Consider the following 24,584-nt stretch of genomic DNA (forward strand, 5'->3'; position numbering starts at 1 on the left):
GAGGTCCCCATGGCGGATGGTTCCTGGGACAACGGTGGCCACGGCGCTCCGGTCAAGGCGGGCATGCCCCTCTGGGGGAAGATCGCCCTGGGCTGCGGCATCGTCTTCCTGGTGGGCCTGGTGACCTGCTTCGGCGCAGGCGCATTCCTTGTCAACAAATTCAACAAGGACCCTGATGGCTTCGCGAAGAAGGTCGTGGGCATGGGCATGGAGAAGTTCCGGCCGGACTGGGAGGAGTTCCGCACTGTCGTGGAGCAACTCCGGTCGCCCGAGGGCTGTCAGGCCCTCTATGCCGCCAACCCAGCCCTCGCAAAGACCTGGCCCACTCAGGCCGCCTTCCTGGAAGCATCCTCCCGCTGGCACAAGGAGGTGACTTCCGCCCCTGAATTGACGCCGGACCTGATGACGAAGCACGGGCTGCGGATCAGCTACGAGGGGAGCCGACGGGTCAGCATTGGCTGGAGTCCCCAGTCCGGCCGGGCCGTCTATGTCACCTTCGAGGGGGTCAGGAAACCCGGGGACGGGGCCCCGCGCCAAGTGGTGGAGCTCGACGTCCGCTAGCCCCCGGCCCTTCCGCATTGAGCCTGCAGGCTTTTTCCGCCAAGATGCAGTCATGACTGCAGCTTCCGGATCCGTATCTGATGCCCTCGCCCTGCTCACGAAGGGCACCGTCACCTGCCACAAGGTCGAGCAGCTGGAGGCGAAGCTCAAGGAAGGCCGTCCTCTGCGCATCAAGGCCGGCTTCGATCCCACGGCCCCGGACCTGCATCTCGGCCACGGCGTGCTCATCCGCAAGATGGCCCAGTTCCAGAAGCTGGGCCACGAGGTCACCTTCCTCATCGGGGACTTCACGGGTCTCATCGGCGATCCCACGGGCAAGAAGGCCACGCGGCCACCCCTCACCCGCGAGGAGGTGCTGGCCAACGCCGAGACCTACAAGGCCCAGGTCTTCAAGATCCTCGATCCCGAAAAGACGAAGGTCCGCTTCAACAGCGAGTGGCTGGGCAGCATGGTCGGCGAGGGCTGGATCCGCCTGGCCTCCCGCTTCACCGTGGCCCAGATGCTGGAGCGCAACGACTTTGCCAAGCGCATGGAGGCCCGCGAGCCCATCGCGCTTCACGAACTGCTCTACCCCCTGACCCAGGCCTATGATTCCGTCGCGCTGGAAGCGGACGTGGAGCTGGGCGGCAACGACCAGCTCTTCAACCTCATGCAGGGCCGCATCCTCCAGGAGGCCTCGGGTCAGAAGCCCCAGGTGGTGCTCACGGTGCCGCTGCTCCTGGGCCTCGATGGCGTCGAGAAGATGTCCAAGTCCCTGGGCAACTACATCGGCTTCATGGAGGATCCGGACACCCAGTTCGGCAAGGCCATGAGCGTGAGCGACACCCTCATGTGGGACTGGTACCTGCTGCTCACGGATAAGCTCCCCGCCGAGATCGAAGCCCTCAAGCAGGGCCACCCCATGGACGCCAAGAAGGCCCTGGCCCGGCAGATCGTGGCCGACTTCCACGGTGCCCAGGCGGGCCGGGAGGCCGAGGAACGCTGGATCCGGCGCTTCTCGGAGCGCAGCCAGGAACAGGCCCCGGACATCGCCATGGCGGCCACGGAGGCCGAGGTCCAGCTGTCCCGCCTCCTGGTGGATCGCGGGCTGGCGGCCAGCCGCAAGGAGGCCGAGCGGCTGATCGGCCAGGGCGCGGTGAGCTTGGATGGGCAGAAGGCCGCGGACCCCGCCCTCCGGTTGCGGCTGCACTCCGGGACCTCCCTCCTGGTGAAGGTGGGCAAACTCAAGCTTGAGCGATGGGTGATCACATGAGCCTTCCGGCCCTCAAAGATCTGTTCGCCAGGCACCGGGAGCGCGTGACCGGCCTGTGGAAGCTGGGGCAGGAGCCCCATCGGACGGTCTTCATGGAGGCGGGGGACATCGTCTTCGCATCCAGCACCCACCCGCTGGACCGCCTGACCCACCTGCTGGTGGAGCGGGGCAAGATCACCCAGGCCCAGCTCGACTACGCCATGGCCAACCTCAACCCGTCCATGTCCATCGGCAAGAACCTCATCGAGATGGGCTTCATCACCCAGCGGGATCTGCTGGACGTGGCCCGGGCCCAGGTGGAGCGGGTGGTGTGGGCCAGCCTCGCCGCCACGGACCAGGTGCCGGCCTTTGATGCCAAGGACCTGGATGCCACCACGGTCCGCCTGCCCTTCGACACGGCCGCCATGCTGCTGGCCGGCGTCCTCAAGCTCCCGGACCGTGAGCGGGTGCTGGAGGAGCTGGGCCCCCTGAACCAGGTCGTGGTGCTGGAGGGCAAGCGCCTTCAGGAGCTCACCCTGCCCCCGGACCTGATCAAGCTGCCGGGCCTGCTGGATGGCAGCCGCACCCTGATGGAACTCAGCCGGGAAGCCGGCGTCGAGCCCTTCCGCCTGGGGGCCTTCATCCTCTTCCTTCGCGAAATGGGCTGGGCCCGCCTCCACGAGCTCCCCCCGCTCGACCGCCGCGCCCTGGAACTGGCCCTGGACCCGGTCGAGGCGCCCATCACGCCGCCCCTGCCCGAGCCCGTGCCCACCCCGCCCTCCCTGTTCGCCGAGATCCATGCCAGCCAGCGGCCGACCACCAACCTCGAGCACCTGTCCGAGGCCCTGGACCAGCTCGGTCCCGAAGATGAGCTGGAGGACCCCTTCCCGGCCGAACCACCCTCCCCCACCGTGGAGCCCGCCTTGCCCATCCACCACGAAGCCGAAGGCAGCACGGAGCGCCCCGAGCCCGCGCCGCCCCTTCCATCCGAGGCTCCGAAACCCTCCCGGCGCCCCCTGGTGCTGGCCGCCGTCCTGGTTCTGGCCGTGCTGGCCTGGTTTGGCTTCAGCCGGTTCCGGCGTCCCAAGGTCGTGGTTCCCCCGCCACCGAAGGCGGCCGAGACCCTGCCGGCCGCCAAGCCGGTGGCCCCGGCCGTGAAACCGCCAGAACCCCCGGCTCCCGCTCCTGAGGCGGCCAAGCCCAGCCCCGAAGGGGTCAAGCCCCTGCCAGCCCCGGAATCCGTGAAGAAACCCGAACCCGTCGCCACCAAGCCATCGGCTCCGGCCACCCAGAAGGAGGAGGCGGCTTCCGTGGCCTCCAAGGCCGACCGGCTCCAGACCATCGTCCAGGGCGACTGGAAACGGGCCATGGCCCAGGGGGCGGCCCAGAGGAAGGCGTTGCAGGGGAAGTGGACCCTCCGACTCGAGATCGCCTGCCAGGGCAGCACGGTCCAGCATGCCGCCGACCTGCTCAAGGGCCAGGATCCCGATCTGTTCCTGGTGCCCATGGTCATGCGGGATGGCCGGTCCTGCTACCAGGTCTTCTTCGGGGCCTTCGGGTCCGAGGCTGCAGCCAAGGCGGCTGCCAACAAGCTCCCGCCGCCCTTCCTGGCCGAGGGCAACCGCCCCAGGCCCTTCCGGGTGGCTCAGATCCCCGATCGCCAGTAGCCTCTTCTAAACGAAACAAGCGCTCGATATATGCCTTATTGCAATGCCGGTCCTTTACAAACGATCTAAACGCGCTCATACTTTATATGTATACGAGCTGGTCCGTTAAGTTACGACCAAATGATCTTTGTGGAGCCCAATGCCTTCCCCCTTCCATCCCACCAATTGGAGCCAGGCCTGTGTCTCGTGGATCCACGAGATCCAGATCGCCTTCGATCCTCCAGTCCCGGTGGAGCCAGGCAAGGGCGGTTTCCTCAGGCTGATGCGGTGGAGCACGCCCCGTGTCGCAACCCTGGTCATCCTCAGCTTTACGCTCCATTGCACCAGGCCCCCGGGCTCCATCCCCGAGGCCGGCACCGGCTCCAGGAATGGCGTGAACACCTCCGATGCCCAGGCCTACGTGGAAGAGGGTGTGGCCAGCTGGTACGGCGGAGAAGATGATGGATTCTCCGGCCGGCCTACGGCCAATGGGGAAATTTTCGACCCGGAACAATACACCTGCGCCCACCGGACCCTTCCCCTCGGCAGCTTCGTGGAGGTCGAGAATCTGGAGAATCGGAAGCGCACCGTCCTGCGGGTCAACGACCGGGGTCCCTTCATCAAGGGCAGGATCCTCGATCTGTCCCGCCGAGGCGCCCAGGAGCTGGGCTTCCTCGGGCAGGGAACCTCCAGGGTCCGCCTGCGATCCGTGGATGCGATGGGACTCCCCGTGGCCCTGGATCCCGTCAGCAATCAGGCCGACCCCTATGTCGTGCAGGTGGCCTCGCTCACGGATCCAAAAAATATCCAATCACTTACGAAGGAACTTGAAAACACCTTCGGCGTCGTCACCCTGCAAAGTGCCGTCACACGCGGGGGCCTGTCGGTCAAGCGGGTCCGGGTCGGGAGCTACACGACCCGCCAGGATGCCGAGCAGGCTGCGGAACAGATCGCCAAGCTCCTGAAGGACCGTGGTGTCGAACCCTTCATCACCCGCCAGCGCTGATCCCCTGCGCCCTTTCCTGGTCATTCCCGCCGGCGGACGGGGCATGCGCATGGGCGGCGGCCTGCCCAAGCAGTTCCGTGACTGGGACGGACGCCCCCTCCTGCAGGTGACTGTCGAGGCCTTCCTGGCGCCTGGCATGCCCAGGCTGGCCGGCATCGCCCTGGCCGTCCCCGAATCGCACATGGAGGAGGCCCGCAGCTGGTCCTTCCAGGTGCCCTGCACGGTCGTCCAGGGCGGCGAGACCCGCCAGGAGTCCGTCTGGCTGGCCTTGCGGGCCCTGCCCGACCAGCCCCTGGCCCCCGTGATGATCCACGATGCCGTGAGGCCCTTCCCCCCTGCCGCCCCCCTCTGGGAGGCCCTGGAGGCCCTCAACCGGTTCGACGGCGTCCTGCTGGGGGAACCCTCCACCGATACCCTCAAGCGGGTGGATCCCCTCGGCCGGGTGCTCCGAACCGAACCCCGGGAGGAGTTCTACCGGGCCCAGACCCCCCAGATCGCCCGGCTCGGCACCTGGCTCCATGCTTTCGATGCGGCCCATGAGGCTGGCTATGCGGCCACCGATGACGCGGCCCTGCTCGAGCGCCTCGGCCTGGCCGTGAAGCTCATCCCCAGCCCGAGCTCCAACCTGAAGCTCACCACGCCCGAGGATTGGGAGCGGGCCCGGCGGCACTGAGCGACCACAGTGTGTAGTGGCTCAACCCACACTCCTGCTCGTATTATCATCAGCTAAATTATGAAATGATTTGGCTAGATAAACGGCATAAAAATAGCTTAATGGTCTGCGAGGCCCATCCATGCCCCGTTGCACCACGCCCCAGACCCTGAGCCGCGAGATCACGATCTCGGGTCATGGTCTGCATGGCAACCGCCCTTGTTCGGTGCGCCTGGTGCCCGTGGCCACCCCCTCCGGGCTGGTCTTCGTCCACACCCCCACCGGCACCGAGATCCCCGCCAAGGCCGACCTCGCCGGTGACCTGGTGCTGGCCACCACCCTGGTGAAGGATGGCGTGCGGCTCCAGACCATCGAGCACCTGCTCTCCGCCCTGTCCGGCCTGGAAGTCGAGCACCTCCGCATCGAAGTGGACGCCGAGGAACTGCCCATCCTGGATGGCAGCGCCGCCCCCTGGGTGGACGCCATCCTGGAAGCCGGCGTGCAGGGACTCGAAGGCCGCCGCCGCTTCATGAAGATCACCCGCCCCGTGGAGATCCGGAACGGCGACCGCTGGATCCGCGCCCTCCCCTTCGACGGCTTCCGCCTCCGCTACGTCATCGACTTCCCCATCCCGGCCCTGGGCCGCCAGAGCCGTGAGCTGAGCCTCACGCCCGAGAAGTATCGCCGGGAGCTAGGCGCCGCCCGCACCTTCTGCCTGGCCCAGGAGATCGACATGATGCGCGCCCGGGGCTTGGCCCTCGGCGGTAGCCTGGACAACGCCGTGGTCTTCGGCGCCGAGGGCCCCCTGAACGAATCCCTGCGTTACGAAGATGAAGCGGTCCGCCACAAGATGCTCGACCTGGTGGGCGATCTGGCCCTGCTGGGCGCGCCTCTGCTGGGCCTCGTGGAAGCCCATGCCGCCGGCCACGCCATGCACGTGGCCCTCGCCCAGGCCATCCTCGCCGATCCCGGCTGCTGGGAGTGGACCGAGGATGCCGAGCCCGCCAACGTGAGCTTCTTCTTCCATCCGCTGGTGGCCCAGCCCGCCTGATCCGGATCCCCGGGGAATTTAGATGTTGCGACCAGCGACCTGAAGCTGGCAGGCTGGACCCTTCACCTTCGAGGTGCACAGGTGTTACTTCATCCCCATCACTGACCTGACGAACCGGGCGGACCTGCCCGGGTGGGTGGCCTCACTGGCGAGGAACGGGGAGAGCGAAGAGGATACGCGGAAGGCCGTGATGGCCATCCTGGCGGACGTGCGCCGGGACGGACTGCCGGCCGTGCTGGACTGGACGGGACGCCTGGACGGCGTCCGCCTGGATCCCGACAGTCTGCGCATTCCGGAATCGACTCTGGAGGCCGCCCGGACCGACCTGGACCGCCAGCGGCCGGAGCTCATGGCCGCCCTGCGCGAGATGATCGGGAACATCCGCCGCTTCGCCGAGGGCCAGCGCCGCTGCCTCAGCGACCTGGAGCTGCCCCTGCCCGGCGGTGGCACCGTGGGCGAGCGGTGGTGCGCCCTGAAGACCGCCGGCGTCTACATCCCCGGCGGCCGGGCCTTCTACCCTTCCACCCTGGCCATGACGGTGATTCCCGCCCAGGTCGCTGGCGTCGATCGCATCGTGGGCGTGACGCCACCCAAGGCCGCCGCCACCCTGCCCGGCGCCTGGGGCGTGGATCCGCTGGTGCTGGCCTGCGCCGCGGAGCTGGGCCTCACGGAGCTCTATCCCTTCGGCGGGGCCCAGGCCCTGGGGTGGCTGGCCTTCGGCGAACCCGCCGTGGATCTCATCGCCGGCCCCGGCAACCGCTTCGTGGCCGAGGCCAAGCGGCAGCTCATCGGCACCTGCGGCATCGATGCCCTGGCCGGCCCCACTGAACTGCTGGTGCTCGCCGACGGCAGCGCCGACCCCGCCTGGCTTGCGGAGGATCTGCTGGCCCAGGCCGAGCACGATCCCGATGCCGCCGCCGTGCTGGTGAGCTACGATCGCGGGCTGCTGGAGGCCGTGGCCGCGGAACTGCAGATCCGCACGGCCACTTCCCCGCGCCGCGCCATCCTCGAACAGAGCCTGGCCAGCCACGGGCGGCTCGTCTGCGCCAGCCGCGATCTGGCCATCGCCCTGGCCCAGGCCTGGGCTCCAGAACACCTCGAACTCTGCGTCTGCGATCCGGAAACCTGGCTGCCCTCGCTCACCACGGCAGGCGCCGTCTTCATCGGCAGCGCCAGCGCCGAGGCCTTCGGCGACTACGGCGCGGGACCGAATCACGTGCTGCCCACGGATCGCAGCGCGCGCTACACCAGCCCCCTGGGCGTGGCCACCTTCCTCAAGCGGCAGAGCCTGCTGCGCCTGTCCCCCGCCGATGCCGCTGCCATGGCCCCCTGGGTGGAACGGCTGGCCGAAGCGGAGGGCCTCACCCACCACGGACGCAGCGCCGCCCTCCGCGGCCATCACCCCTAGGGAGCGCTGCATTCAGTCGCGCTCAGCCCTGCTCCACTCCCTGGAAGCCTGGTTTTCTCCTACCCTCATTCAGAGTCACCCATGTCCCTGCTGCGACCCGACCTGTCCGACCTGCCCGCCTACCAGCGGCCCCCCGAGCCGCCCACGGGCGTGCGCCTGCACATGAACGAGCCGGCCCAGGACTGGCCAGAGGCACCCCGGAACGCCCTGCTGGCGCGGCTTCGCACCATGCCCTTCCACCATTACCCCGAGCGCCAGGCCGACCTCACCGAGCGGCTGCGCAGACGCCTGGGCGCGCCGGAGGGTGGCCTGTTGCTGGGTCCCTCCAGCGGCGCGCTGCTGGATCTGGTGGCCATGGCTGGGCTCAGCGCCGGCGAGCGGGTGGCCATTCCCGATCCCGGCTTCAGCCTTTATCCGCTGCTGGTGCGGCGCCACGGTGGCCGCGTGCGGCTGGTGCCCCAGGGCACGGGCTTCCCTCTGGAACCCTGGTTCGGCGCCCTGGACTGCCGCCAGCTCTGGCTCACCCTACCCAACAATCCCACGGGCGCCTGGATCACGCCGGCGGAGCTGGAGCCCCTGCTGGCCGTAGCGGCTGCCCGCCCCGAGCCGCCCCTGGTGGTGCTGGACGAGGCCTACGCCGAGTTCGCCCCGGCCACCCACCGCCTGGCCGTGGACCGCTACCCGAACCTGGTGCTGCTGCGCACCTTCAGCAAGGCCCTGGCCTCCGCCGCCTGGCGCATCGGCTACCTGGTGGGCGATCCTACCCTGATCTCCCAGCTGGCCACCCTGCAGCTGCCCTACTCCCTGCCCACCGCCAGCCTCGAAGCTCTGGACGTGGCCCTGGATTTCGCCGCCGACTTCGAGGCCGCCGTGCGGGTCATCCCGGAGCGGCGGGACCGCCTGGCCGCGGCGCTCCCCTCCCACCGCGCCGCCCCTAGCGCCGGCAACTTCCTGCACCTGTCGCCGGACCCTTCGGACGCCCTGGAAGCCGCGGGCCTGAAGGTGCGCCGCCTGCCCGGCGCCAACGCCACCCGCATCACCCTGGGCACCGAGGAGGCCACGGCCCGCGTGGCCTCGGTGCTCGGTGCATCCCTGCCTGCATCAGCACCGCGGCCCCGGCGCCGGCTTCTGGTCCTCGACATCGACGGCGTCCTCATCGACGCCGACCGCAGCTTCATGGAGGCCGTGGCCCGTGCCCTGGCCGAGCTGCGCCCCGCCCTGCCCTGGTCGGATGAGACCTACATGGCCTTCAAGCGGCTGGGCGGTTTCAACAACGACTTCCGCCTCGCGGCCGGAGCGCTGGCGCTCGCTGAAGCGTTCGGCGACGAAGACCTGCAGCCGCGCGTGGAGGGAACCATGGGCCGGGGCTTCCCCGAGCTCGAAGCCCGCTTCCAGGCCCTGGAGCCTGCGGCCCAGGCCGTGGTGCAGAAGCACTACGCCGACACCATCCGCATGGAGCGCCCGCTCGTGTCGCTGCCCGAGCTCCAGGCCACCGGCTGGGATCTGGCCATCCTGACCGGACGCCCCCCCGAGGAACTCGACCTCGCCTGGCGCGTGCTGGGCTTCCGGCTGCCCGCGATCTGCGATGCCGCGCCCCACCTCCGCAAGCCGGAGCCCGCCGGCCTCCTGCAGCTGGCCGATGCCTTCCGCGCCGAGGAGATCGTGTTCGTGGGGGATACGGTGGACGATGCACGCTGCCTCCGGGCCGCCGCCGCGCTCAGGTCCGAGCTGGCCTGGCGCTTCGTGGGCGTCGGCCCGGACCGCGCGCGCTTCTGCGGGCCCGGCGATGGCCAATCCACCACCCTGCTCGACTTCCTGCCGATGCTGAACCAGGAGCCATCATGAGGACCGCCAGCCTTCGACGCGCCACCACCGAGACCGAAGTGAAGCTCACGCTCCAGCTGGATGGGGGCGAGGCCCGCATCCACACCGGCCTGGGCTACTTCGACCACATGCTCATGCAGCTGGCCCGGCATGGCAGCTTCGGCCTCGACATCGAGGCCAGGGGCGACCTGCCCGTGGACAGCCACCACCTCGTGGAGGACGTGGGCCTGTGCCTCGGCGATGCCCTGAAGGAGGCCCTGGGCGACCGCGCGGGACTCGCCCGGTACGCCCACGCCTACGTCCCCCTGGACGAAGCGCTGGCGCGGGTCGTGGTGGATCTCTCCGGTCGTCCCTGGTGCGAGTTCCACGCGGAGCTGCCCGCCATCATCCTCGGCGACGGCTTTCAGGTGGAGATGGTCCGGGAGTTCTTCGTGGCCCTGGCCATGCGCGGCGGCCTGGCCATCCACGCCGATCTGATCCGCGGCGTGAACACGCACCACAAGGTCGAGGCCCTCTTCAAGGCGCTGGCCCGGGCCCTGCGGCAGGCGACCCGCATCGAGGGCGGCGGCGTGCCCTCCACCAAGGGAACCCTCTCCGCATGAGTGCCGCCGACATCATCACCCTCATCGACTACGACGCCGGCAACCTGGCCTCCCTGGAAGGCGCCCTGGACCGCCTGGGACTGCCCTATCGGCGGGCGGCGACCCCCGATCAGGCTGCTCTCGAAGGGCCGGTCGTGCTGCCCGGCGTGGGCCACTTCGAGGCCGCCCAGCGGTCGCTGCGCGAGCGCGGCTGGTGGCGCGTGCTCCCGAGCCTGGTGGCGGAGGGCCGGCCCCTGCTCGGCATCTGCCTGGGGCTGCAGCTGCTCGCCGAGGGCAGCGAGGAGGCGCCGCGCGCCTCGGGCCTGGGCCTCATTCCCGGCATCGTCCGGCGCCTTGGCCCGGGCGTGAAGGTCCCCCACATGGGCTGGAGCCAGATCCGCCAGCATCGCGCCCACCCGGGCCTGCCCGACCCCGACGGCGGCTGGCTCTACTTCGTCCACAGCTACGCCCTGGCACCCACGGTGGAGACCATCTACGTGGCCGAGCACGGCCGCCCCTTCGCCGCCGTGGAGGCCCGGGGGAACGTCATGGGCTTCCAGCCCCACCCGGAGAAGTCCGGGCGCGCCGGCCTGCTCCTGCTCCAGTCCTCCCTCGCCTGGATGGGCGTGTCGGCCCCGCAGCCGGAGGTGCCATGCAACTGATCCCGAGCCTCGACCTGATGCAGGGCCGCCTCGTGCGCCTGCGCCACGGCGATCCGAAGCAGGCCACCTTCTACGACATGGAGCCCGAGGACTGGGTCGGCCAGCTGGCGGAGGCCGGCGCCCGGCGCATCCACCTGGTGGATCTGGATGGCGCCTTCGGCCGGCCGCTCCAAGGACGCTTCACCCGCTTCCCTGCGCGGTTCCCGGAGATCCACTTCCAGCTGGGGGGCGGTCTGCGGGACCGGGCCGCCATCGAGGGCGTGCTGGACCTGGGCTTCGACGCCGTGGTGGGCACCCTGGCCGTGGAACAGCCCGCCTCGCTCAAAGGCCTGTCAGGCCATCGCGTCATCGCGGCCCTCGACCTCAAGGGCGACCGCATCGTCACCCGGGGCTGGCAGGCCCCCAGCGCCTGCGCCTCCACGGATGTCTTCGAGGCCCTGCTCACCCTCGGCTTCAACCGCGCCCTGGTGACCGACGTCAGCCGCGACGGAACCCTCGAAGGCCCTGGCATCGAGGCGGCCGCCTGGGTGGCCCGTGAGGGCTTCCTCGTCCAGGCTTCGGGTGGCATCAAGGAGCTCGGAGATCTCCTGCCCCTCGCCAAGGTCCCGGGCGTGGTGGGCGCCATCAGCGGCAAGGCCCTGATGGAGGGCTTCATCCCCCTGGACGATCCCCGGCTCCGCGCCGCGCTGGAAGGGAGCCTCTGATGCCGGCCAAGCGCATCATCCCCTGCCTGGACGTGAAGGCGGGACGCGTCGTGAAGGGCGTCCAGTTCAAGGATCTCCGGGACCTCGGCCACCCCGTGGACCTGGCCCGGCGCTACGACGCCGAAGGGGCCGACGAGCTCGTCTTCCTGGACATCGCCGCCTCCATCGAGAACCGGGGCACGCGCGAAGCCTGGGTGCGCGAGGTGGCCCACGAGCTGAGCATCCCCTTCACCGTGGGCGGCGGCGTCTCCCGTGTGGAGGACGCCCGGAGCCTGCTGCGGGCCGGCGCGGACAAGGTGGCGGTGAACACGGCGGCGGCACTGCGCCCCGCCCTGGTGTCCGAGCTGGCCGACGCCTTCGGCCGGCAGTGCGTGGTGGCGGCGGTGGACGTGAAGCGCGACCCGGACCTGGGTTGGCGGGTGTTCCTGAAGGGCGGCACCGAGCCCACGGAGCGCGCGGCCCTCGACTGGCTCTGCGAGCTGAACGAGCTCGGCGCGGGCGAGATTCTGCTCACCTCCATGGACCGAGACGGCACCGGCGAGGGCTTCGACATCCAGCTGCTCGAGCTGGCCTCGCAGCTGCCCATCCCCCTCATCGCCTCCGGCGGCGCGGGCCTGGAGATCCACTTCCTGGAGGCGCTGGAGCACGGCGCGGACGCGGTGCTGGCCGCCACGCTGTTCCACGAGGGCATCCTGCCCATTCCCCGCCTCAAGGCCTACCTGGCCCAGAACGACCTTTCCGTGCGGATCTGACATGAACCCAGACACCCTCCGATTCGACTCCGACGGCCTCATCCCCGGCATCGTGCAGGACCGCGCGGGCACCGTGCGCATGGTGGCCTGGCTCAACCGGGAAGCCCTGCGGCTCACCCTCGAAACCGGCTTCGTCACCTTCTGGAGCCGCTCCCGGCAGGCCCTCTGGACCAAGGGCGAGAGCAGCGGAAACCGGCTGAAGCTCATCCAGATCCGGCCGGACTGCGATGCCGATGCCCTGCTCATCCTGGCGGATCCCGAGGGCCCCAGCTGCCACCGCGGCACTGAGAGCTGCTTCGACGCCGGCTCTGAAGGAGGCGATCCCTGGCCCGCCACCCTGCCCTGGCTGGGCCGCCTGGAGGCGCTGCTGAAGTCCCGGAAGGCCGCCGCCTCCCTGGACGGCAGCTACACCCAGAAGCTCTTCGCCCAGGGCGTGGACCGCATCGCCAAGAAGGTCGTGGAGGAGGCCGGCGAGGTGATTCTCGCCGCCAAGAACGACGACCGCGAGGCCTTCCTGGGAGAGGCCGCGGACCTGCTCTTCCACCTGGACCTGCTGCTGGTGGAACGGGGGGCCAGCCTCCTCGAGGTGGTGGAGGTGCTGCACGGTCGCCACGCCGGGCGCGCCGGAGGGTCCTCCTGATGCCGGTCCGCACGCCCCACTTCCCTGATCTGCTCTTCGGTTCCGCCGCGAGGCTCCGCCGCTGGGAGGCCGCCCTCATGGGCCTGCTCGCGGCCCAGGGCTACCGCGAGCTGCATCCGTCGCTGGTCCTGCGCGAAGCCATCCCGGAGGGCGCCCTGCGCTTCTTCGATGGCGACGACCTCGTGGCCCTGCGCTGGGATTTCACGGTGGCCCTGGCGGGCCTGCTGGCCCGCGGGTTCGCGGCGCCACCGGATCGCGTGGCCTACGCGGGTGCCGTGTTCCGCCGGCCTGTCCAGCCCTGGGAGGCGGTGGAGCGCTTCGAGGTGGGCTGTGAGCGCATCCAACCCGAAGGGGAGCGCTCCGACGAGGCCGACGTCGAGCTGGCCTGCCTGCTCATGGCCATCCCGGGTGCCATCGGCCTGAAGAACGCCATCCTCCACCTGGGCCATGCCGCCCTGGTGCGGCGCCCCCTGGAGGCGGAGGGGCTGTCCAGAGGCCTGGCGGACGAGGTGGTGGCGGCGCTCTCGCGCCGCGCCCCCCACCGGGTCCGCGAGGTGCTGAAGGGCCATCCCGCGGCCGCGAGGCTGACGGCCCATGCCGAAGCCCTGCTGTCCGAACTGGACGGCCCCGGAACCCTCGACGCCCTGGGGGCCAGCCCCTACGCGCACCTCCTGGAGGGCGAGCGGGAGCACATGGACCGGGCCCTGAAGGCCCTGCTGCCCATCCTTCCCGCCAACCTCGAGCTGCGCGTGGACCTGGCCGACGTGGCGGGGCTGGGTTTCTACACCGGCCCCACCCTGCGGCTCTGGGCCCCGGGCGCCCAGCAGGAGCTGGCCGCGGGCGGGCGCTACGACCGCCTCTTCCCTGACCTGGGACGCCCCTGGCAGGCGGCGGGCTTCTGCGTGCGGCTGTCGCGCCTGCTCGATCTCGCCGAGACCCGCCCCGACCTCTTCGAGCCGCTGCCATGACCGCCTCCACGCTCCTCATCGCCTTCCCCAAGGGCCGTCTCGGCGACGAGCTGGTCCCGAAGCTCGCGGGCACGCCCCTGGCCCTCGACGCCCAGGCCCTGAAGTCCCGGGTGCTCCGCATTCCCACCGCCACCCCCGGCGTGGCTGCCCTGCTGCTCAAGGGCGCAGACCTGCCCCGCTACGTGGCCGCGGGCGTGGCCTCCCTGGGCATCGTGGGCTCGGACACCCTGGACGAGATGGACATGGACCTGCTGGAGCTGGCGGATCTGGGCTTCGGTGCCTGCCGTCTCTCCCTCTGCGCCCAGGAAGGCGTTTCGCTGGATTCACTCCGGGCCAAGCCCCACCTGCGCCTGGCCACCAAGTTCCCCAGGGCCACCGAGGCCTGGCTCACCCGGGAAGGGCTCACCGCCGAGCTGGTGCCCCTCAGCAGCAGCGCGGAGCTGGCGCCTCTGCTGGGCCTGGCGGACGCCATCGTGGATCTGGTCCAGACCGGCGGCACCCTCAGGGCCCACGGCCTGGTGGAGACCGCCGTCCTCGGCCATTCCTCCGCCCGCCTCGTGGCCGCGCGGGGCGCGTACCTCAGCGAACCCGGGCGCATCCGACCGCTGGCGCAGCTGCTCGTCACCCTGCTCCGCAAGGAAGCCTAGGCCCGCCGCACCTCGACGCCGGTCTTGAAGCGGCCGACGATCTCCGTGAGGGCGTGGGCCTGGGCATCCAGGGATTCCGCGGCGGCGGCGGATTCCTCCACCAGGGCGGCGTTCTGCTGGGTGACCTCGTCCATCTGCACCACGGCCTTGTTGATCTCGTTCAGGCCCGTGCTCTGCTCCTGGGTGGCATTGGCGATCTCGCCGACCAGCGAGGTCACACGCTGCACGTTGGCCACCACACCCTGGATGGTCTCGCCCGCATGGGCGGCCACCCGGTTGCCGTCCTCGGACTTGGCCACGCTCTCGCGGATGAGGCCCTTGATCTCCTTGGCGGCATCGGCGCTGCGTTTGGCCAGGTTGCGCACTTCGGCGGCGACCACGGCGAACCCGCGGCCCTGCTCGCCGGCCCGGGCCGCCTCCACCGCGGCGTTGAGGGCCAGCAGGTTGGTCTGGAAGGCGATCTCATCCACCACGCCGATGATCTCGTTGATCTTGGCCGAGGACTGGTTGATGGCCTCCATGGCGGCGATGACCTGGGTGACGGCGGCGCCGCCATCCTGGGCCACCTGGCGGGCTTTGGCAGATTCGGTGTTGGCGGAGCGCGCGTTGTCGGCGGTCTGGTTCACGTTGCTGGTGATCTGCTCCATGCTGCTGGCGGTCTCCTCCAGGCTGGCGGCCTGCTCCTCGGTGCGGCGACTCAGGTCCGTGTTGCCCATGGAAATCTCACCCGAGGCCGTGGAGATGGCCATGGCGCTCTCCTGGATCTGCAGCACCATCTCCCGCAGTCCCTCGTTGGTGGCGTTGAGAGTGCGCGCCAGCTCGCCCAGCTCGTCCTTTGAATGGATGTCCACCCGCCGCGTGAGATCACCCTGGGCCACGGTCTCGATGACCGCGCCCATGGCCTGGATGGGCCGGGTGACGCTGATGGTGATGGCGCGTGCCAGCACGATCCCCACGAGCAGGGCGATGCCCGCCACGATCAGGGTGAAGGTCACGGCCTGCTGGTGGCTGGCCTGGGCCTGTTCATAGCGTTTCTGGATGGATTTGTCGAAGTACTTCACCAGTTCCTGGATGTCGGCCTGGAGGGCCTGATCGGCGGGCCGGAGGACGTCGAACATGAGCCGGATGGCTTCCTTGTCCCGACCTGCAAGGCTGGTTTCCGTCACCTGGATGTTGGCCCCCCGGAGCTTCAGCAGGGAGCCCTGGGCCTTGGCGAAGAGGGTTTTGGAATCGGTGCTCCGCAGGGTCTTCTCCAGGGCCTGGGCGGCCTCGTTGTAGGCATCCCGGGCCTTGCCGATGCGCCCCACATTGGTCTTGCGATCAGCCAGGTTGTCCATCACCAGCATGGTGCGGATCATGCGCGAGATCTGGTAGGCCTGCTCACTCATGTCATTGGCCAGGGCCAGCTGCCGGTTGTAGTGGGTGACGATCTCGGTGGTGTTCGACTCGATGGCGTTCATGCGGTCGAGGCCCACGCCCGCGATGAGGATCAGCAGGGCGAGCATCACCCCGAAGCCCAGGGTGAGCCGGGTCCCGATCTTGAGGTTGTTGAACATGGCCAGGCCCTCCCGGCGGCCAGCTCAGGGGGCCGCCTGGGGTGTTCATCGGCGGGAGGTACGCCTGAATTGATAAATGACTCTTGGGTTGTCATTTACCACAAGTCAGTACCGGTCGATCCGGATCAGCCCCGGATCTCCCCGTAGATGTTGTCCCGCTGCCAGGGCTCGTAGCCGGCGGCGGTGATCATGCGGGTCATCTCGTCCCTGTTCACGCTGTAGCAGGTGCCCGCGGCGCTGACGACGTTCTCCTCAAGCATGAGGCTGCCCATGTCGTCGCAGCCGTAGTGCAGGGCCAGCTGGCCCGTCTTGCGGCCCATGGTGACCCAGCTGCTCTGGATGTGCGCGAAGTTGTCGAGGAAGATGCGCGCCACGGCGATGGTGCGGAGGTACTCCACGTCCGTGGGCTTGGGCACCTTGCCTTCCCAGGGCGTGTGGCCGCTCTGGAAGGGCCAGGCGGCGAAGGCGGTGTAGCCGCCGCCGTTGTTCCGCGCCAGCGCCCGGTCCTGCTGGTCGCGCAGGGCCTCGAAGTGCTCGATGCGCTCGGCCAGGGTTTCCGTGATGCCGAACATCATGGTGCCCGTGGTCTTCACGCCCTCTTCGTGGGCGGCCTCCATGACTTCCAGCCACTTCTCGCGGCCACCCTTCAGCGGTGCGATCTTCTTGCGGATGCGGTCCACCAGGATCTCGGCGCCGCCGCCGGGAATGGAGCCGAGGCCCGCCTCGCGCAGGTCGGCGATGGTCTTGCCCAGGGCCTGGCCGCTGAGCTTGGCCATCATCTGGATCTCCACCGGCGAGAAACCGTGCACCCAGATGCCCAGGTCGTGGTGGAGGTAGCGCACCAGGTCCAGGTAGTAGTCCCAGGGCAGGTCCGGGTTCACGCCGCCCTGCAGCAGGAAGCCCGTGCCGCCAATGGCCTGGGTCTCCTCGGCCTTCTGCTTGAGCTGTTCCTTCGTGAGCACGTAGCCGCGGCTGTCGCCGGGCTTGTGGTAGAAGGCGCAGAAGGTGCAGTAGACGTTGCAGACGTCCGTGTAGTTCACGTTGCGGTCGATGACGTAGCTGACGCGGCGCGGATCGTTGTGGCGGTCCCGGGCAGCCGTGGCCGCCACGGCCAGGTCCGGGAGCTCCGCGTTTTCGAACAGAACGAGCGCCTCGGCGGCGGAAATCCGCCGGCCCTGGATCACGCCATTCAGGATGTCCTCGGACGTCGCGAGGGCCTTGAGCATGTCTAGACCTTGTACCCCATCACCTGGAGGCAGCGCCGGCAGACGCAGTCCTGGCCTTCCACGCCGTGCTGGAAGTGCTCCAAGGTGTAGGCGCAGCGGCACTTTTCGCAGATCTGGGTGGGATCGGTGCAGGTCTTGGGGGCGTAGAGATGCGTGGGATCGGGCATGGCGGACTCCGGACCTTCAAGAATACCAAAGGCGGCCCCGCAGGGCCGCCTTTGCAGGTAAAAGATGCTTCAGCTATTCCTCGACGGCGCCGGCCTTGGCGCTTTCGTGCGGGCGGGTGTTCCGCTTGTCCTGCTGCTTGTGGGCCTGCGCCTCCAGCTTGTCCACGGCCTGGGTGATGCTGGCATACATGTCATCCGTGGTGGCCGAGGCCACGAAGGCGCTGGCACGCGTCTTCAGGGTGATCTCCGCTTCGTGGCGGTGCTTCTCCACGCTCAGGATCACGTGGACGTCGATGATGTCGTCCAGGTAGGTGGCCATCTTGTCCAGCCGCTCCTTCGTGAGCTGCTTCAGGGGCTCGGTGAGCTCCATGTGGCGGCCGGTGTAGTTGACCTTCATGGGACACTCCTGAAAGGGGCCGGTTGGCCCGGGATTTTGGGATCCGGCCCTGTTATCGGCGCCGGCGTTGAGAAGCTGGAGGAATTTTCAGTTCTTCCCGGTATTTGTTCACGGTACGGCGGGCCACCTTGATGCCGTCCCGCTCCAGCAGGCTGGCAATGGCCTCATCCGACAGGGGCTTGGCGATGTCCTCCGCCTGCACGAAGGCCTTGATCCGGTGCTTCACCACCGTGGCCGACACGTCGGAATCCTTGGGCCGGGCCGAGAAGAAGTAGTTCAGGTCGAAGAGCCCCTGGGGCGTGTGGATGGTCTTGGCCTTCACCACTCGGCTGATGGTGCTCTCGTGGAAGCCCGTGGCCTCGGCCACGTCCCGCAACACCATGGGGCGCAGGCGCTCGATGCCGTGCTCGATGAACTCCTTCTGCAACTCCACGATCTGGGCGGAGACGCGCAGCACCGTGCGGTTGCGGTCCTCCACGCCGCGGATGAAGTCCCGGGCGCTGCGGAAGCGTTCGCGGATGAAGTCCTTGTCGCACTTGGCCTCGCTGGAGGCCATGAAGCGCGGATATTCGCCGTTCACGCGCAGGCGCGGCAGGCCCTCGTCGTTGAGGTAGACCTTCCAGTTGCCGTCCTCGCCCTTGAGCACCACCACGTCGGGCTTCACCACGCGCTCGCCATCGGGATCGAAGGCCCGGCCAGGCGAGGGGTTGAGGTGCTTGAGCTGCTCCATGGCCAGGCCCAGTTCCTCTTCCGTGCAACCCAGCGCCCGGCGCAGCTTGGCGCTGTCGCGCTGGGACAGGAGCTCCGAGAAGTCCTGGATGATGCGGACCGCCAGGTCGTCGGGTTCGGCGCCGGCATGGCGCAGCTGCAGCAGGAGGCACTCCTGCACCGTGAAGCACCCCACGCCGGAAGGATCGAATTCCTGCAGCACGTCCAGGGCCGCGCGCAGGGCTTCCCCGGTGACGCCCAGATCCGCCGCCAGCTTGGCGGGCGTGGCTTCCAGGGAGGGCTGGTCCGGATCCATGCGGATGAACCCCTTGGGATCCAGCCGGTCGATGAGCCGCTCCACCAGCGGCGCGCGAGGATCCTCGTGCTCCAGGGTCTCGTAGAGCTGCCCGACCAGATGATCCTGGAGGGATTCGAAAGCGCTGAGCCGGTCCTCCCACGAGAGGCGGTCCTCTTCCGGCAGGTTGCTGGTGCGGGGCAGATCCTGGTCCCAGCTGTTCTCGGCGCCCAGTTCGGTCTCCTGCACCTGGGCCACGCCCTCCTCGGTGAACCGCTCCAGGTCGCTCTCGGGATTCATCTCGCCCGCGGCGTCCAGGAGGGGTCCGAGATCCACCGTGTCTACCCCTTCCGGGAGTTCCACGGGATCGGCCATCTGCTCGGCGGAGCCCTCGGTCACATCGGAGTCGCGGCCCTCCTCGATGGCTTCGAGGGTGGGCACCTCGTCGCTGTCATCAGCCAGCTCGAGCAGGGGATTCTCCTCCAGCTCCCGCTCGATGGTCTGGGACAGCTCCTGCAGGTTCATCTGCCACAGCTTGAGCTTCAGCTGCATGGCCGGCGTCAACGCCAGGGTCTGGCTCTGGGCCAGGCGTTGGGAGAGGAAGGGACCGGCTGCCATCAGTCGAGCCTAAACCGGTCGCCCAGGTAGACCCGGCGGATGTCCGGATCCTCTGCGATTTCGCTGGGCAGGCCGTTCTTCATGATCATCCCGTCCGCCAAGATATAGGCGCGGTCGGCGATCTGCAAGGTCTCCCGGACATTGTGATCGGTGATGAGCACGCCGATGCCTCGCGCCTTGAGGTCGCCGATGAGGCCCTGGATCTCCAGCACGGATTTCGGATCCACGCCGGCAAAGGGCTCGTCCAGCAGCATGATGCGGGGCTCGGTCACCAGGGCCCGCGCCAGCTCGCAGCGCCGCCGCTCGCCACCTGAGAGGCTCATGCCGAGGGTGTCGCGCACTTTTTCCAGGTGGAATTCACCCAGCAATCGTTCGCACCGCGCCTTCTGCTCGGCCTTGGGAATGGGCTGCAGCTCGCCGAGGGCCATCAGGTTCTCCCACACCGTGAGGCCCCGGAACACGCTGGCCTCCTGGGCCAGGTAGCCGATGCCCAGCCGGGCCCGGCGGTGCATGGGCAGCGCGGTCACATCCTGGCCCAGCCAGCGGATGGTGCCGCGGTCTGGGGCCTCGACGCCCACCACCATGTAGAACGTGGTGGTCTTGCCCGCGCCGTTGGGTCCCAGCAGGCCCACGACCTCGCCCATGCCCACGCAGAGGCTCACGTCGCGCACCACCGTGCGATCGCCGTAGCGTTTCTGGAGGTTCACTGCCTCGAGGCAGGGGGTGGCTTCAGTCATGGTTCTATCAGAACACACGAGGCCGCCCTTTGGCCCCGTGGGGGCCTGGACCAGCTTCAAGCCGTCAGTGGACATGACCCTCACCAGGCGGAGCCGGCGCCCTTGCCGCGCACCCGCCCCTGCCACTTGACCGTCTGGGTGTCGGGCTCCAGTTCGAGCGCCTCGCCCTGCCCCTCCCCCAGCCGGCCCCGGAGGGACACGGAGCCCTTCGCCTGCACCACCTTCACCGTGCGATCGGTACCCAGGGTCACGATCACGGAGTCCGCGGCCAGCCGCCACCCCTGCCCCTGGCATTCGACGCCGCCGCTGAGGGTGACCCGCTGGGCCTCGCTCTGGCCCCGCTCGGCCCGCAGGAAGAGGTCGCCATCCGCCGCCGCCAGGGCACCGCTCAGGCCCTCGGGGAAACTCACCAGCTCAGCCTTGCGGAGGATGCGGGGGCCGGAGAGGCGCTCCCGGAGCCGGGTCCAGGCCGCGGGCCGGCCCGTGAGCGTCCACAGGGCATCCTCCCAGACCAGCTTCGCCCCCCGCAGGCTGCCGCCCGTGAACAGGTTCACCTGGACGGGCCCCTCGATGGTCCAGGAGCGGGGATCACCGTGACCTGCGCCGCCCGTGAAGGTGCCGTCCTCCCCCCGGCCCAGCACCGGTCCCTGGAGCGTCCACCGGCGCGTGGCCCGCTCGACCTGGATGCGGGGCGAGGAGAGGGTGCGCCTGCCCCAGGTGAGGAGGGCCTGGCCCTCCGCCACAGCGTGGCCCACGGGCAGGGTTTCGGGGAGATCCTTGCCGGCAGCCTCGCGCATGAACACCCGCGGGGCCTTCAGGGTGAGGCGCTGGCCGTCCACCGGCTGGTCCCAGACCACGCTGCCCTCCAGCCGCAGGCCCGCGGGGGTCCACCGCGCACCGTCCGTGCTGAGCTGCTCCTCCCCGGCCGCCAGGGTCCGCCGGGCCCGGAAGGACCGGAATTCCACCTGCTGGAAGCTCGCGCCAGGCTGGGGCCTGGGGGCCCGGCCGCTCTGGGCCTCGCCGCGCCAGCCATCCGCCCGCTCAAAGGACAAGGGCCCGGGCCAGGTGACGGTGTCCGGGGATAGATCCGCCACGGAGGCCTGCAGGGACCCCTCGCTCAGCCTGGCCTTCACGCCCTCCAGGTGGCCCGACTGGAAGCCCGGAGTGGCCCAGAGGCGTTCGGCATCCATGGCCTGGAGGGTCGGGGCCGCCGCGCCGCCGGTGGCGGCCTGCCAGCGCACGGGACCGTGTTCCACGCGCAGCTTGCCATCCGTCTCGCGCCGCCAGCCCGTCGGCAGGTTCCAGAGCCCCCGGGAAGATCCCTCCAGCGACTCCCAGCGCAGGGGCGCCAGGCCCTCCCACTCCCCGCCGTTCCAGCGGATGGCCGGCCCCTCGCTCTCGATGCGGCCCTTGCCCAGGGGGACCGTGGTCCCCGGCTGTGCCACCCCGAGGTCCATGGGGCCCTGGAGGGTCCACACACCGGCCTGCCGCCGCGCTCTGGGCGAGAGCAGGCGCCATTGTCCGGCCTGCTCGTCGAGCCGCCCCGTCACCTGCTCCAGGAGGAGGTCCTGCTCTGAACCCGAGATGGTCTTGTAGGCCAGCACCATGCGGTTCGGCCCCAGCTGCTCGGTGACGGTGCCCTTGGTGCCCTTGGTGCCTTCGCCGAAGAGCGCATCGCCGCCCACGGTGCGGCCCGGCATGCCCTCGCTGCCGTTGGCCAGGAAGCGCAGCGTGAATCCGAGGGTGGCCGCCACCAGGCCCCAGCCCAGACGCCGCCACAGGGGGTGCCGCGCGGGCGGGAGGTCCTGCAGCAGCGCGGATACCTTCACGGCAGCGCCTCCCCGAGGACCGAATCCACCAGCCAGGAGCGCCCCCAGCGGACGCTGCCCTGGGGGGCTGCGGCCACGCAGAGCCGCTCGCCCACGCGGGGCTGGCCGGGGCGGTCGTGGTTGGCGAACCAGGTGAGAGGATCCGCCAGGCCCGCCAGCCTCAGCTTCCAGTGATCGGCACTGAAGACGGCCGACGAGGTGACCGTGCCATCGAGACGGGCCAGCGGCGGCGCAAAGCCCTGGCCGAAGGGCTCCAGCCGGGCCAGGTCGGCATCCCCGGGCAGATCTTCGGGCCCACCATCCAGCAGCAGGGCCGGCCGTTCCCGCCCCTCGGCCTGAAGGGCCGCGCCCCGCTGGAGGGCCTGCAGCACGAAGGGGAACCGGGCGGCCTCGAAGCTGAGTCCGGCCGCCACGCGATGGCCGCCCCCACCCAGGATGAAGGGCTGGGCCAGGGCCAGCAGCTCGCCCAGGTCGTAGCCTTCCGGGGCCCGCAGGCTGCAGTGGGCCACGCCGTCGAGGACCGTGCAGACGCCCGAGGGACGTCCGCTGGCACGCATCCGGTGGCCCGCCACGATGCCGATGACGCCCTTGTGGGCCGCCGCGTCCAGCACGAGATCGAAGGCCGCCTCCGAGGGCGCCGGCAGACGATCGGCCACCTCCTGCTGGATCGCCCGGCGCTCGAGGTTGAGCGCTTCCACCCGGGCCATCAGCAGGTCGGCCTCGCCGAGATCCTTGGTCAGCAACAGGCGGACGGCGTCCTCTGCCCCGCCCATGCGGCCCACGGCGTTGAGCCGCGGTGCCAGACCGAAGGCGATGTCCTGGGCGCCGATGGCCCCCTCCTTCTTCGCGGCCCGCAGCAGGGCGGCCAGGCCAGGCCCGTTCCTCCCGCTGAGGGAGTCCAATCCCCGGCGCACGAGCAGGGCGTTCTCACCCACCAGGGGCATCACGTCCGCCACGGTGCCGATGGCCACGAGCTTGAGCAGACCGTCCAGGAAGACTGCGTCTGCGCCCGCCGGATGGGGCACCGCACCCAGCAGGGCCTGCGCCAGCTTGAAGGCCACGCCCACACCCGCGAGATACGGATTGGCGTAGTCCCCGAGGTGGGGATGCACCACCGCGCAGGCGGGCGGGAGTTCCCCGCCCAGGGCGTGGTGGTCCGTGATCACCCAGTCGAGACCCAGCTCGGCGCTGGCCGCCACCTCGGCCAGGCTGCGCACGCCGCAGTCGACGGAGATGAGCAGGCCCGGATCGCGGGTGGCCTTCAGCTCCTGGATGCAATCCAGGTGCAGGCCGTAGCCGTCGGAGAAGCGGTTGGGGATGAAGAAGGAGGCCTCGGCGCCGAGCCGCTCCAGGGTGCGCATCAGCAGTGCGGTGGCGGTGACGCCATCCACGTCGTAGTCGCCGTAGACCACGATGCGCTCGCGGCCTTCAATGGCCTTGCGGATGCGCGCCACGGCCGCATCCACGCCCGGCAGCAGGTGCGGGTCCGTGCTGCGGGCCCAGGATGGATCCAGCCGCCAGGCCAGGTCCTCGCTGCGATCCACCCCCCGCAGCCAGGCGAGCCGGGCCGGCCGGGGATCCAGGTCCCAGGCCTCGGCCACGTTCTTCCAGGGCACCAGACCCGCCGGAATGCTCCGGCGGAGGCGCCAGGGCAGAGAGGTCATTTCAAACCACGCTGCCCATGCGGGCGAACTTCTGGTACCGCTCCTCCACCAGCTGCTCCGCCGACAGCTCGGACAGCTCCGAGAAGGCCTCGACGATGGCCTCCTTCAGCGCAGCCGCGGCGGCGTCGAAGTCGGAATGGGCACCGCCCAGGGGCTCCTTCACGATGCCGTCGATGACGCCGAGCTCCAGCAGGTGCGGGGCCGTGAGCTTGAGCGCAGCGGCGGCCTTGGGCGCCTGGCTGGCGTCCTTCCACAGGATCGACGCGCAGCCCTCGGGCGAGATCACCGAGTAGATGGCGTTCTCCATCATGAGCACGCGGTCGGCCACGCCAAGGGCCAGGGCCCCACCGCTGCCGCCCTCACCGATGACCACGGCCACCACGGGCACTTCGAGCTTGGCCATCTCCAGCAGGTTCCGGGCGATGGCCTCGGCCTGGCCGCGCTCCTCGGCATCCACGCCGGGGTAGGCGCCGGGCGTGTCGATGAGGCAGAGGATGGGCCGCTGGAACTTCTCCGCCAGCTTCATGAGGCGCAGGGCCTTGCGGTAGCCCTCGGGCTTGGGCATGCCGAAGTTGCGCAGGATCTTCTGCTTCGTGTCCCGGCCCTTCTGCTGGCCGATGACCATGACGGGGTTGCCTTCGATCCAGCCGAAGCCGGACACGATGGCGGCGTCATCCCCGAAGCGCCGGTCGCCATGCAGCTCGTCGAAGCGCTCGCAGAGCCGCTCGATGTAGTCGAGGGTGTAGGGCCGCTTGGGGTGCCGCGCCAGCTGGGCCCGCTGCCAGTCCGTCAGGTTGGTGAACAGGTCGGCCTTCAGCTTGTCGAGCTTCTTCTCCAGCTTCTCCCGCTCCTTGGTCTGGGAAGGATCCATCTCCATGGCACGGATCTGGGCCTCCAGCTCCAGCACCGGCTTTTCCAGCTGGGACAGATCCATGGCCTGTTCGGGGGACGCGTCTTTCATGCAACCTCAAGCTGGGTCGTTCGAGGATCCAGTGTAGAAGGCCGGACCAGGATTGGATAGGGCGCGCTGACCCCGGGTAGGCCCACCTCCAGC

24 protein-coding genes and 1 pseudogene are annotated in these 24,584 nt (G+C 69.6%); 15 read left to right on the plus strand and 10 right to left on the minus strand.

Translation table 11 applies throughout. From position 1 onward, the window contains the following. Positions 1-9 precede the first annotated feature (9 nt). From QOZ81_RS09460 to hisG, 15 genes are all read left to right on the plus strand, one after another. The gene (locus QOZ81_RS09460; RefSeq protein ID WP_291198496.1) at positions 10-561 is read left to right on the plus strand and encodes a hypothetical protein; all 552 of its coding nucleotides are present in this window, start codon (positions 10-12) and stop codon (positions 559-561) included. Between the two features lie 52 nt (positions 562-613). Then, positions 614-1,813: a tyrosine--tRNA ligase gene (gene tyrS / locus QOZ81_RS09465; RefSeq protein WP_291198492.1), complete on the plus strand. Its 1,200-nt coding sequence runs from the start codon at positions 614-616 to the stop codon at positions 1,811-1,813. Further along, positions 1,810-3,459, plus strand: a complete 1,650-nt coding sequence (locus QOZ81_RS09470; protein ID WP_291198489.1) for a DUF4388 domain-containing protein — start codon at positions 1,810-1,812, stop codon at positions 3,457-3,459. The genes tyrS and QOZ81_RS09470 overlap by 4 nt, the downstream gene beginning before the upstream one ends. Positions 3,460-3,598: 139 nt before the next feature. Next, positions 3,599-4,444, plus strand: coding sequence for an SPOR domain-containing protein (locus QOZ81_RS09475; protein ID WP_300714458.1), 846 nt, complete (start codon positions 3,599-3,601; stop codon positions 4,442-4,444). Beyond that, positions 4,413-5,117 carry a 2-C-methyl-D-erythritol 4-phosphate cytidylyltransferase gene (ispD, locus tag QOZ81_RS09480; RefSeq protein ID WP_291198483.1) on the plus strand — a complete coding sequence of 235 codons (705 nt, stop codon included), beginning with the start codon at positions 4,413-4,415 and terminating at the stop codon, positions 5,115-5,117. The genes QOZ81_RS09475 and ispD overlap by 32 nt, the downstream gene beginning before the upstream one ends. Positions 5,118-5,238: 121 nt before the next feature. Continuing rightward, on the plus strand, positions 5,239-6,147 hold the full coding sequence (gene lpxC, locus QOZ81_RS09485) for a UDP-3-O-acyl-N-acetylglucosamine deacetylase (protein ID WP_291198481.1): 909 nt from the start codon (positions 5,239-5,241) through the stop codon (positions 6,145-6,147). 136 nt (positions 6,148-6,283) lie between these two features. After that, positions 6,284-7,555 carry a histidinol dehydrogenase gene (gene hisD, locus QOZ81_RS09490; RefSeq protein WP_300715375.1) on the plus strand — a complete coding sequence of 424 codons (1,272 nt, stop codon included), beginning with the start codon at positions 6,284-6,286 and terminating at the stop codon, positions 7,553-7,555. A gap of 81 nt (positions 7,556-7,636) precedes the next feature. Next, a complete protein-coding gene (locus QOZ81_RS09495; RefSeq protein WP_291198475.1) occupies positions 7,637-9,400 on the plus strand; it encodes an aminotransferase class I/II-fold pyridoxal phosphate-dependent enzyme in 1,764 nt (587 codons plus the stop codon). Continuing rightward, entirely contained in the window at positions 9,397-9,981 is a 585-nt protein-coding gene (hisB, locus tag QOZ81_RS09500; protein WP_291198472.1) for an imidazoleglycerol-phosphate dehydratase HisB, read from the plus strand. The genes QOZ81_RS09495 and hisB overlap by 4 nt, the downstream gene beginning before the upstream one ends. Continuing rightward, entirely contained in the window at positions 9,978-10,622 is a 645-nt protein-coding gene (gene hisH / locus QOZ81_RS09505) for an imidazole glycerol phosphate synthase subunit HisH (RefSeq protein ID WP_291198469.1), read from the plus strand. Before hisB ends, hisH begins: the two co-directional genes overlap by 4 nt. Next, the gene (locus tag QOZ81_RS09510) at positions 10,613-11,326 is read left to right on the plus strand and encodes a 1-(5-phosphoribosyl)-5-[(5-phosphoribosylamino)methylideneamino] imidazole-4-carboxamide isomerase (protein ID WP_291198466.1); all 714 of its coding nucleotides are present in this window, start codon (positions 10,613-10,615) and stop codon (positions 11,324-11,326) included. Before hisH ends, QOZ81_RS09510 begins: the two co-directional genes overlap by 10 nt. Further along, positions 11,326-12,078 carry an imidazole glycerol phosphate synthase subunit HisF gene (hisF, locus tag QOZ81_RS09515; protein ID WP_291198463.1) on the plus strand — a complete coding sequence of 251 codons (753 nt, stop codon included), beginning with the start codon at positions 11,326-11,328 and terminating at the stop codon, positions 12,076-12,078. Before QOZ81_RS09510 ends, hisF begins: the two co-directional genes overlap by 1 nt. Position 12,079: 1 nt before the next feature. Beyond that, positions 12,080-12,718 carry a bifunctional phosphoribosyl-AMP cyclohydrolase/phosphoribosyl-ATP diphosphatase HisIE gene (gene hisIE / locus QOZ81_RS09520; protein WP_291198460.1) on the plus strand — a complete coding sequence of 213 codons (639 nt, stop codon included), beginning with the start codon at positions 12,080-12,082 and terminating at the stop codon, positions 12,716-12,718. Next, positions 12,718-13,686 carry an ATP phosphoribosyltransferase regulatory subunit gene (locus tag QOZ81_RS09525; RefSeq protein ID WP_291198457.1) on the plus strand — a complete coding sequence of 323 codons (969 nt, stop codon included), beginning with the start codon at positions 12,718-12,720 and terminating at the stop codon, positions 13,684-13,686. The genes hisIE and QOZ81_RS09525 overlap by 1 nt, the downstream gene beginning before the upstream one ends. Then, complete coding sequence (gene hisG, locus QOZ81_RS09530) at positions 13,683-14,333, plus strand: ATP phosphoribosyltransferase (protein ID WP_291198454.1); 651 nt, start codon at positions 13,683-13,685, stop codon at positions 14,331-14,333. The genes QOZ81_RS09525 and hisG overlap by 4 nt, the downstream gene beginning before the upstream one ends. On the opposite strand, the gene QOZ81_RS16780 is transcribed toward hisG, so the two are convergent. The 10 genes and pseudogenes from QOZ81_RS16780 to QOZ81_RS09575 all read right to left on the minus strand — a co-directional run bounded on the left by QOZ81_RS16780 (position 14,330) and on the right by QOZ81_RS09575 (position 24,491). Continuing rightward, positions 14,330-15,328, minus strand: coding sequence for a methyl-accepting chemotaxis protein (locus tag QOZ81_RS16780; RefSeq protein WP_441316730.1), 999 nt, complete (start codon positions 15,326-15,328; stop codon positions 14,330-14,332). The genes hisG and QOZ81_RS16780 overlap by 4 nt on opposite strands. 24 nt (positions 15,329-15,352) lie before the next feature. Continuing rightward, positions 15,353-15,889 (minus strand): annotated as a pseudogene (locus QOZ81_RS16785) (MCP four helix bundle domain-containing protein); the annotation flags it as partial. Positions 15,890-16,014: 125 nt separating this feature from the next. Further along, positions 16,015-17,115 (minus strand): CofH family radical SAM protein, encoded by a 1,101-nt coding sequence (locus tag QOZ81_RS09540; protein WP_291198448.1) that lies wholly within the window; start codon positions 17,113-17,115, stop codon positions 16,015-16,017. Positions 17,116-17,117: 2 nt separating this feature from the next. Next, entirely contained in the window at positions 17,118-17,282 is a 165-nt protein-coding gene (locus QOZ81_RS09545; protein ID WP_291198445.1) for a hypothetical protein, read from the minus strand. Between the two features lie 73 nt (positions 17,283-17,355). Further along, on the minus strand, positions 17,356-17,679 hold the full coding sequence (gene hpf, locus QOZ81_RS09550; RefSeq protein WP_291198442.1) for a ribosome hibernation-promoting factor, HPF/YfiA family: 324 nt from the start codon (positions 17,677-17,679) through the stop codon (positions 17,356-17,358). A gap of 52 nt (positions 17,680-17,731) precedes the next feature. Then, positions 17,732-19,300: an RNA polymerase factor sigma-54 gene (gene rpoN, locus QOZ81_RS09555; RefSeq protein WP_291198439.1), complete on the minus strand. Its 1,569-nt coding sequence runs from the start codon at positions 19,298-19,300 to the stop codon at positions 17,732-17,734. Beyond that, positions 19,300-20,037, minus strand: coding sequence for an LPS export ABC transporter ATP-binding protein (gene lptB, locus QOZ81_RS09560; protein ID WP_291198436.1), 738 nt, complete (start codon positions 20,035-20,037; stop codon positions 19,300-19,302). The genes rpoN and lptB overlap by 1 nt, the downstream gene beginning before the upstream one ends. Positions 20,038-20,117: 80 nt before the next feature. Next, the gene (locus QOZ81_RS09565; RefSeq protein ID WP_291198433.1) at positions 20,118-21,866 is read right to left on the minus strand and encodes an LptA/OstA family protein; all 1,749 of its coding nucleotides are present in this window, start codon (positions 21,864-21,866) and stop codon (positions 20,118-20,120) included. Beyond that, positions 21,863-23,530, minus strand: a complete 1,668-nt coding sequence (locus QOZ81_RS09570; RefSeq protein WP_291198429.1) for a single-stranded-DNA-specific exonuclease RecJ — start codon at positions 23,528-23,530, stop codon at positions 21,863-21,865. Before QOZ81_RS09570 ends, QOZ81_RS09565 begins: the two co-directional genes overlap by 4 nt. Position 23,531: 1 nt before the next feature. After that, on the minus strand, positions 23,532-24,491 hold the full coding sequence (locus QOZ81_RS09575) for an acetyl-CoA carboxylase carboxyltransferase subunit alpha (protein WP_291198426.1): 960 nt from the start codon (positions 24,489-24,491) through the stop codon (positions 23,532-23,534). Between the last annotated feature and the right edge of the window lie 93 nt (positions 24,492-24,584).

Origin of the sequence: Geothrix sp. (assembly GCF_030219325.1) — a bacterium.
GTDB lineage: Bacteria > Acidobacteriota > Holophagae > Holophagales > Holophagaceae > Geothrix.

Excerpts from the sequence above, each read along its gene's own strand:
- hisG (WP_291198454.1), top strand. The coding sequence starts at position 13,683 with ATGACCGCCTCCACGCTCCTCATCGCCTTCCCCAAGGGCCGTCTCGGC.
- lpxC (WP_291198481.1), top strand. The coding sequence starts at position 5,239 with ATGCCCCGTTGCACCACGCCCCAGACCCTGAGCCGCGAGATCACGATC.
- QOZ81_RS09540 (WP_291198448.1), bottom strand. The coding sequence starts at position 17,115 with ATGCTCAAGGCCCTCGCGACGTCCGAGGACATCCTGAATGGCGTGATC.
- QOZ81_RS09545 (WP_291198445.1), bottom strand. The coding sequence starts at position 17,282 with ATGCCCGATCCCACGCATCTCTACGCCCCCAAGACCTGCACCGATCCC.
- rpoN (WP_291198439.1), bottom strand. The coding sequence starts at position 19,300 with ATGGCAGCCGGTCCCTTCCTCTCCCAACGCCTGGCCCAGAGCCAGACC.
- QOZ81_RS09475 (WP_300714458.1), top strand. The coding sequence starts at position 3,599 with ATGCCTTCCCCCTTCCATCCCACCAATTGGAGCCAGGCCTGTGTCTCG.
- hisIE (WP_291198460.1), top strand. The coding sequence starts at position 12,080 with ATGAACCCAGACACCCTCCGATTCGACTCCGACGGCCTCATCCCCGGC.
- hisF (WP_291198463.1), top strand. The coding sequence starts at position 11,326 with ATGCCGGCCAAGCGCATCATCCCCTGCCTGGACGTGAAGGCGGGACGC.
- QOZ81_RS09495 (WP_291198475.1), top strand. The coding sequence starts at position 7,637 with ATGTCCCTGCTGCGACCCGACCTGTCCGACCTGCCCGCCTACCAGCGG.
- tyrS (WP_291198492.1), top strand. The coding sequence starts at position 614 with ATGACTGCAGCTTCCGGATCCGTATCTGATGCCCTCGCCCTGCTCACG.
- QOZ81_RS09570 (WP_291198429.1), bottom strand. The coding sequence starts at position 23,530 with ATGACCTCTCTGCCCTGGCGCCTCCGCCGGAGCATTCCGGCGGGTCTG.
- lptB (WP_291198436.1), bottom strand. The coding sequence starts at position 20,037 with ATGACTGAAGCCACCCCCTGCCTCGAGGCAGTGAACCTCCAGAAACGC.
- hpf (WP_291198442.1), bottom strand. The coding sequence starts at position 17,679 with ATGAAGGTCAACTACACCGGCCGCCACATGGAGCTCACCGAGCCCCTG.
- hisB (WP_291198472.1), top strand. The coding sequence starts at position 9,397 with ATGAGGACCGCCAGCCTTCGACGCGCCACCACCGAGACCGAAGTGAAG.
- QOZ81_RS09470 (WP_291198489.1), top strand. The coding sequence starts at position 1,810 with ATGAGCCTTCCGGCCCTCAAAGATCTGTTCGCCAGGCACCGGGAGCGC.
- hisH (WP_291198469.1), top strand. The coding sequence starts at position 9,978 with ATGAGTGCCGCCGACATCATCACCCTCATCGACTACGACGCCGGCAAC.
- QOZ81_RS09575 (WP_291198426.1), bottom strand. The coding sequence starts at position 24,491 with ATGAAAGACGCGTCCCCCGAACAGGCCATGGATCTGTCCCAGCTGGAA.
- QOZ81_RS09460 (WP_291198496.1), top strand. The coding sequence starts at position 10 with ATGGCGGATGGTTCCTGGGACAACGGTGGCCACGGCGCTCCGGTCAAG.
- QOZ81_RS09510 (WP_291198466.1), top strand. The coding sequence starts at position 10,613 with ATGCAACTGATCCCGAGCCTCGACCTGATGCAGGGCCGCCTCGTGCGC.
- QOZ81_RS09525 (WP_291198457.1), top strand. The coding sequence starts at position 12,718 with ATGCCGGTCCGCACGCCCCACTTCCCTGATCTGCTCTTCGGTTCCGCC.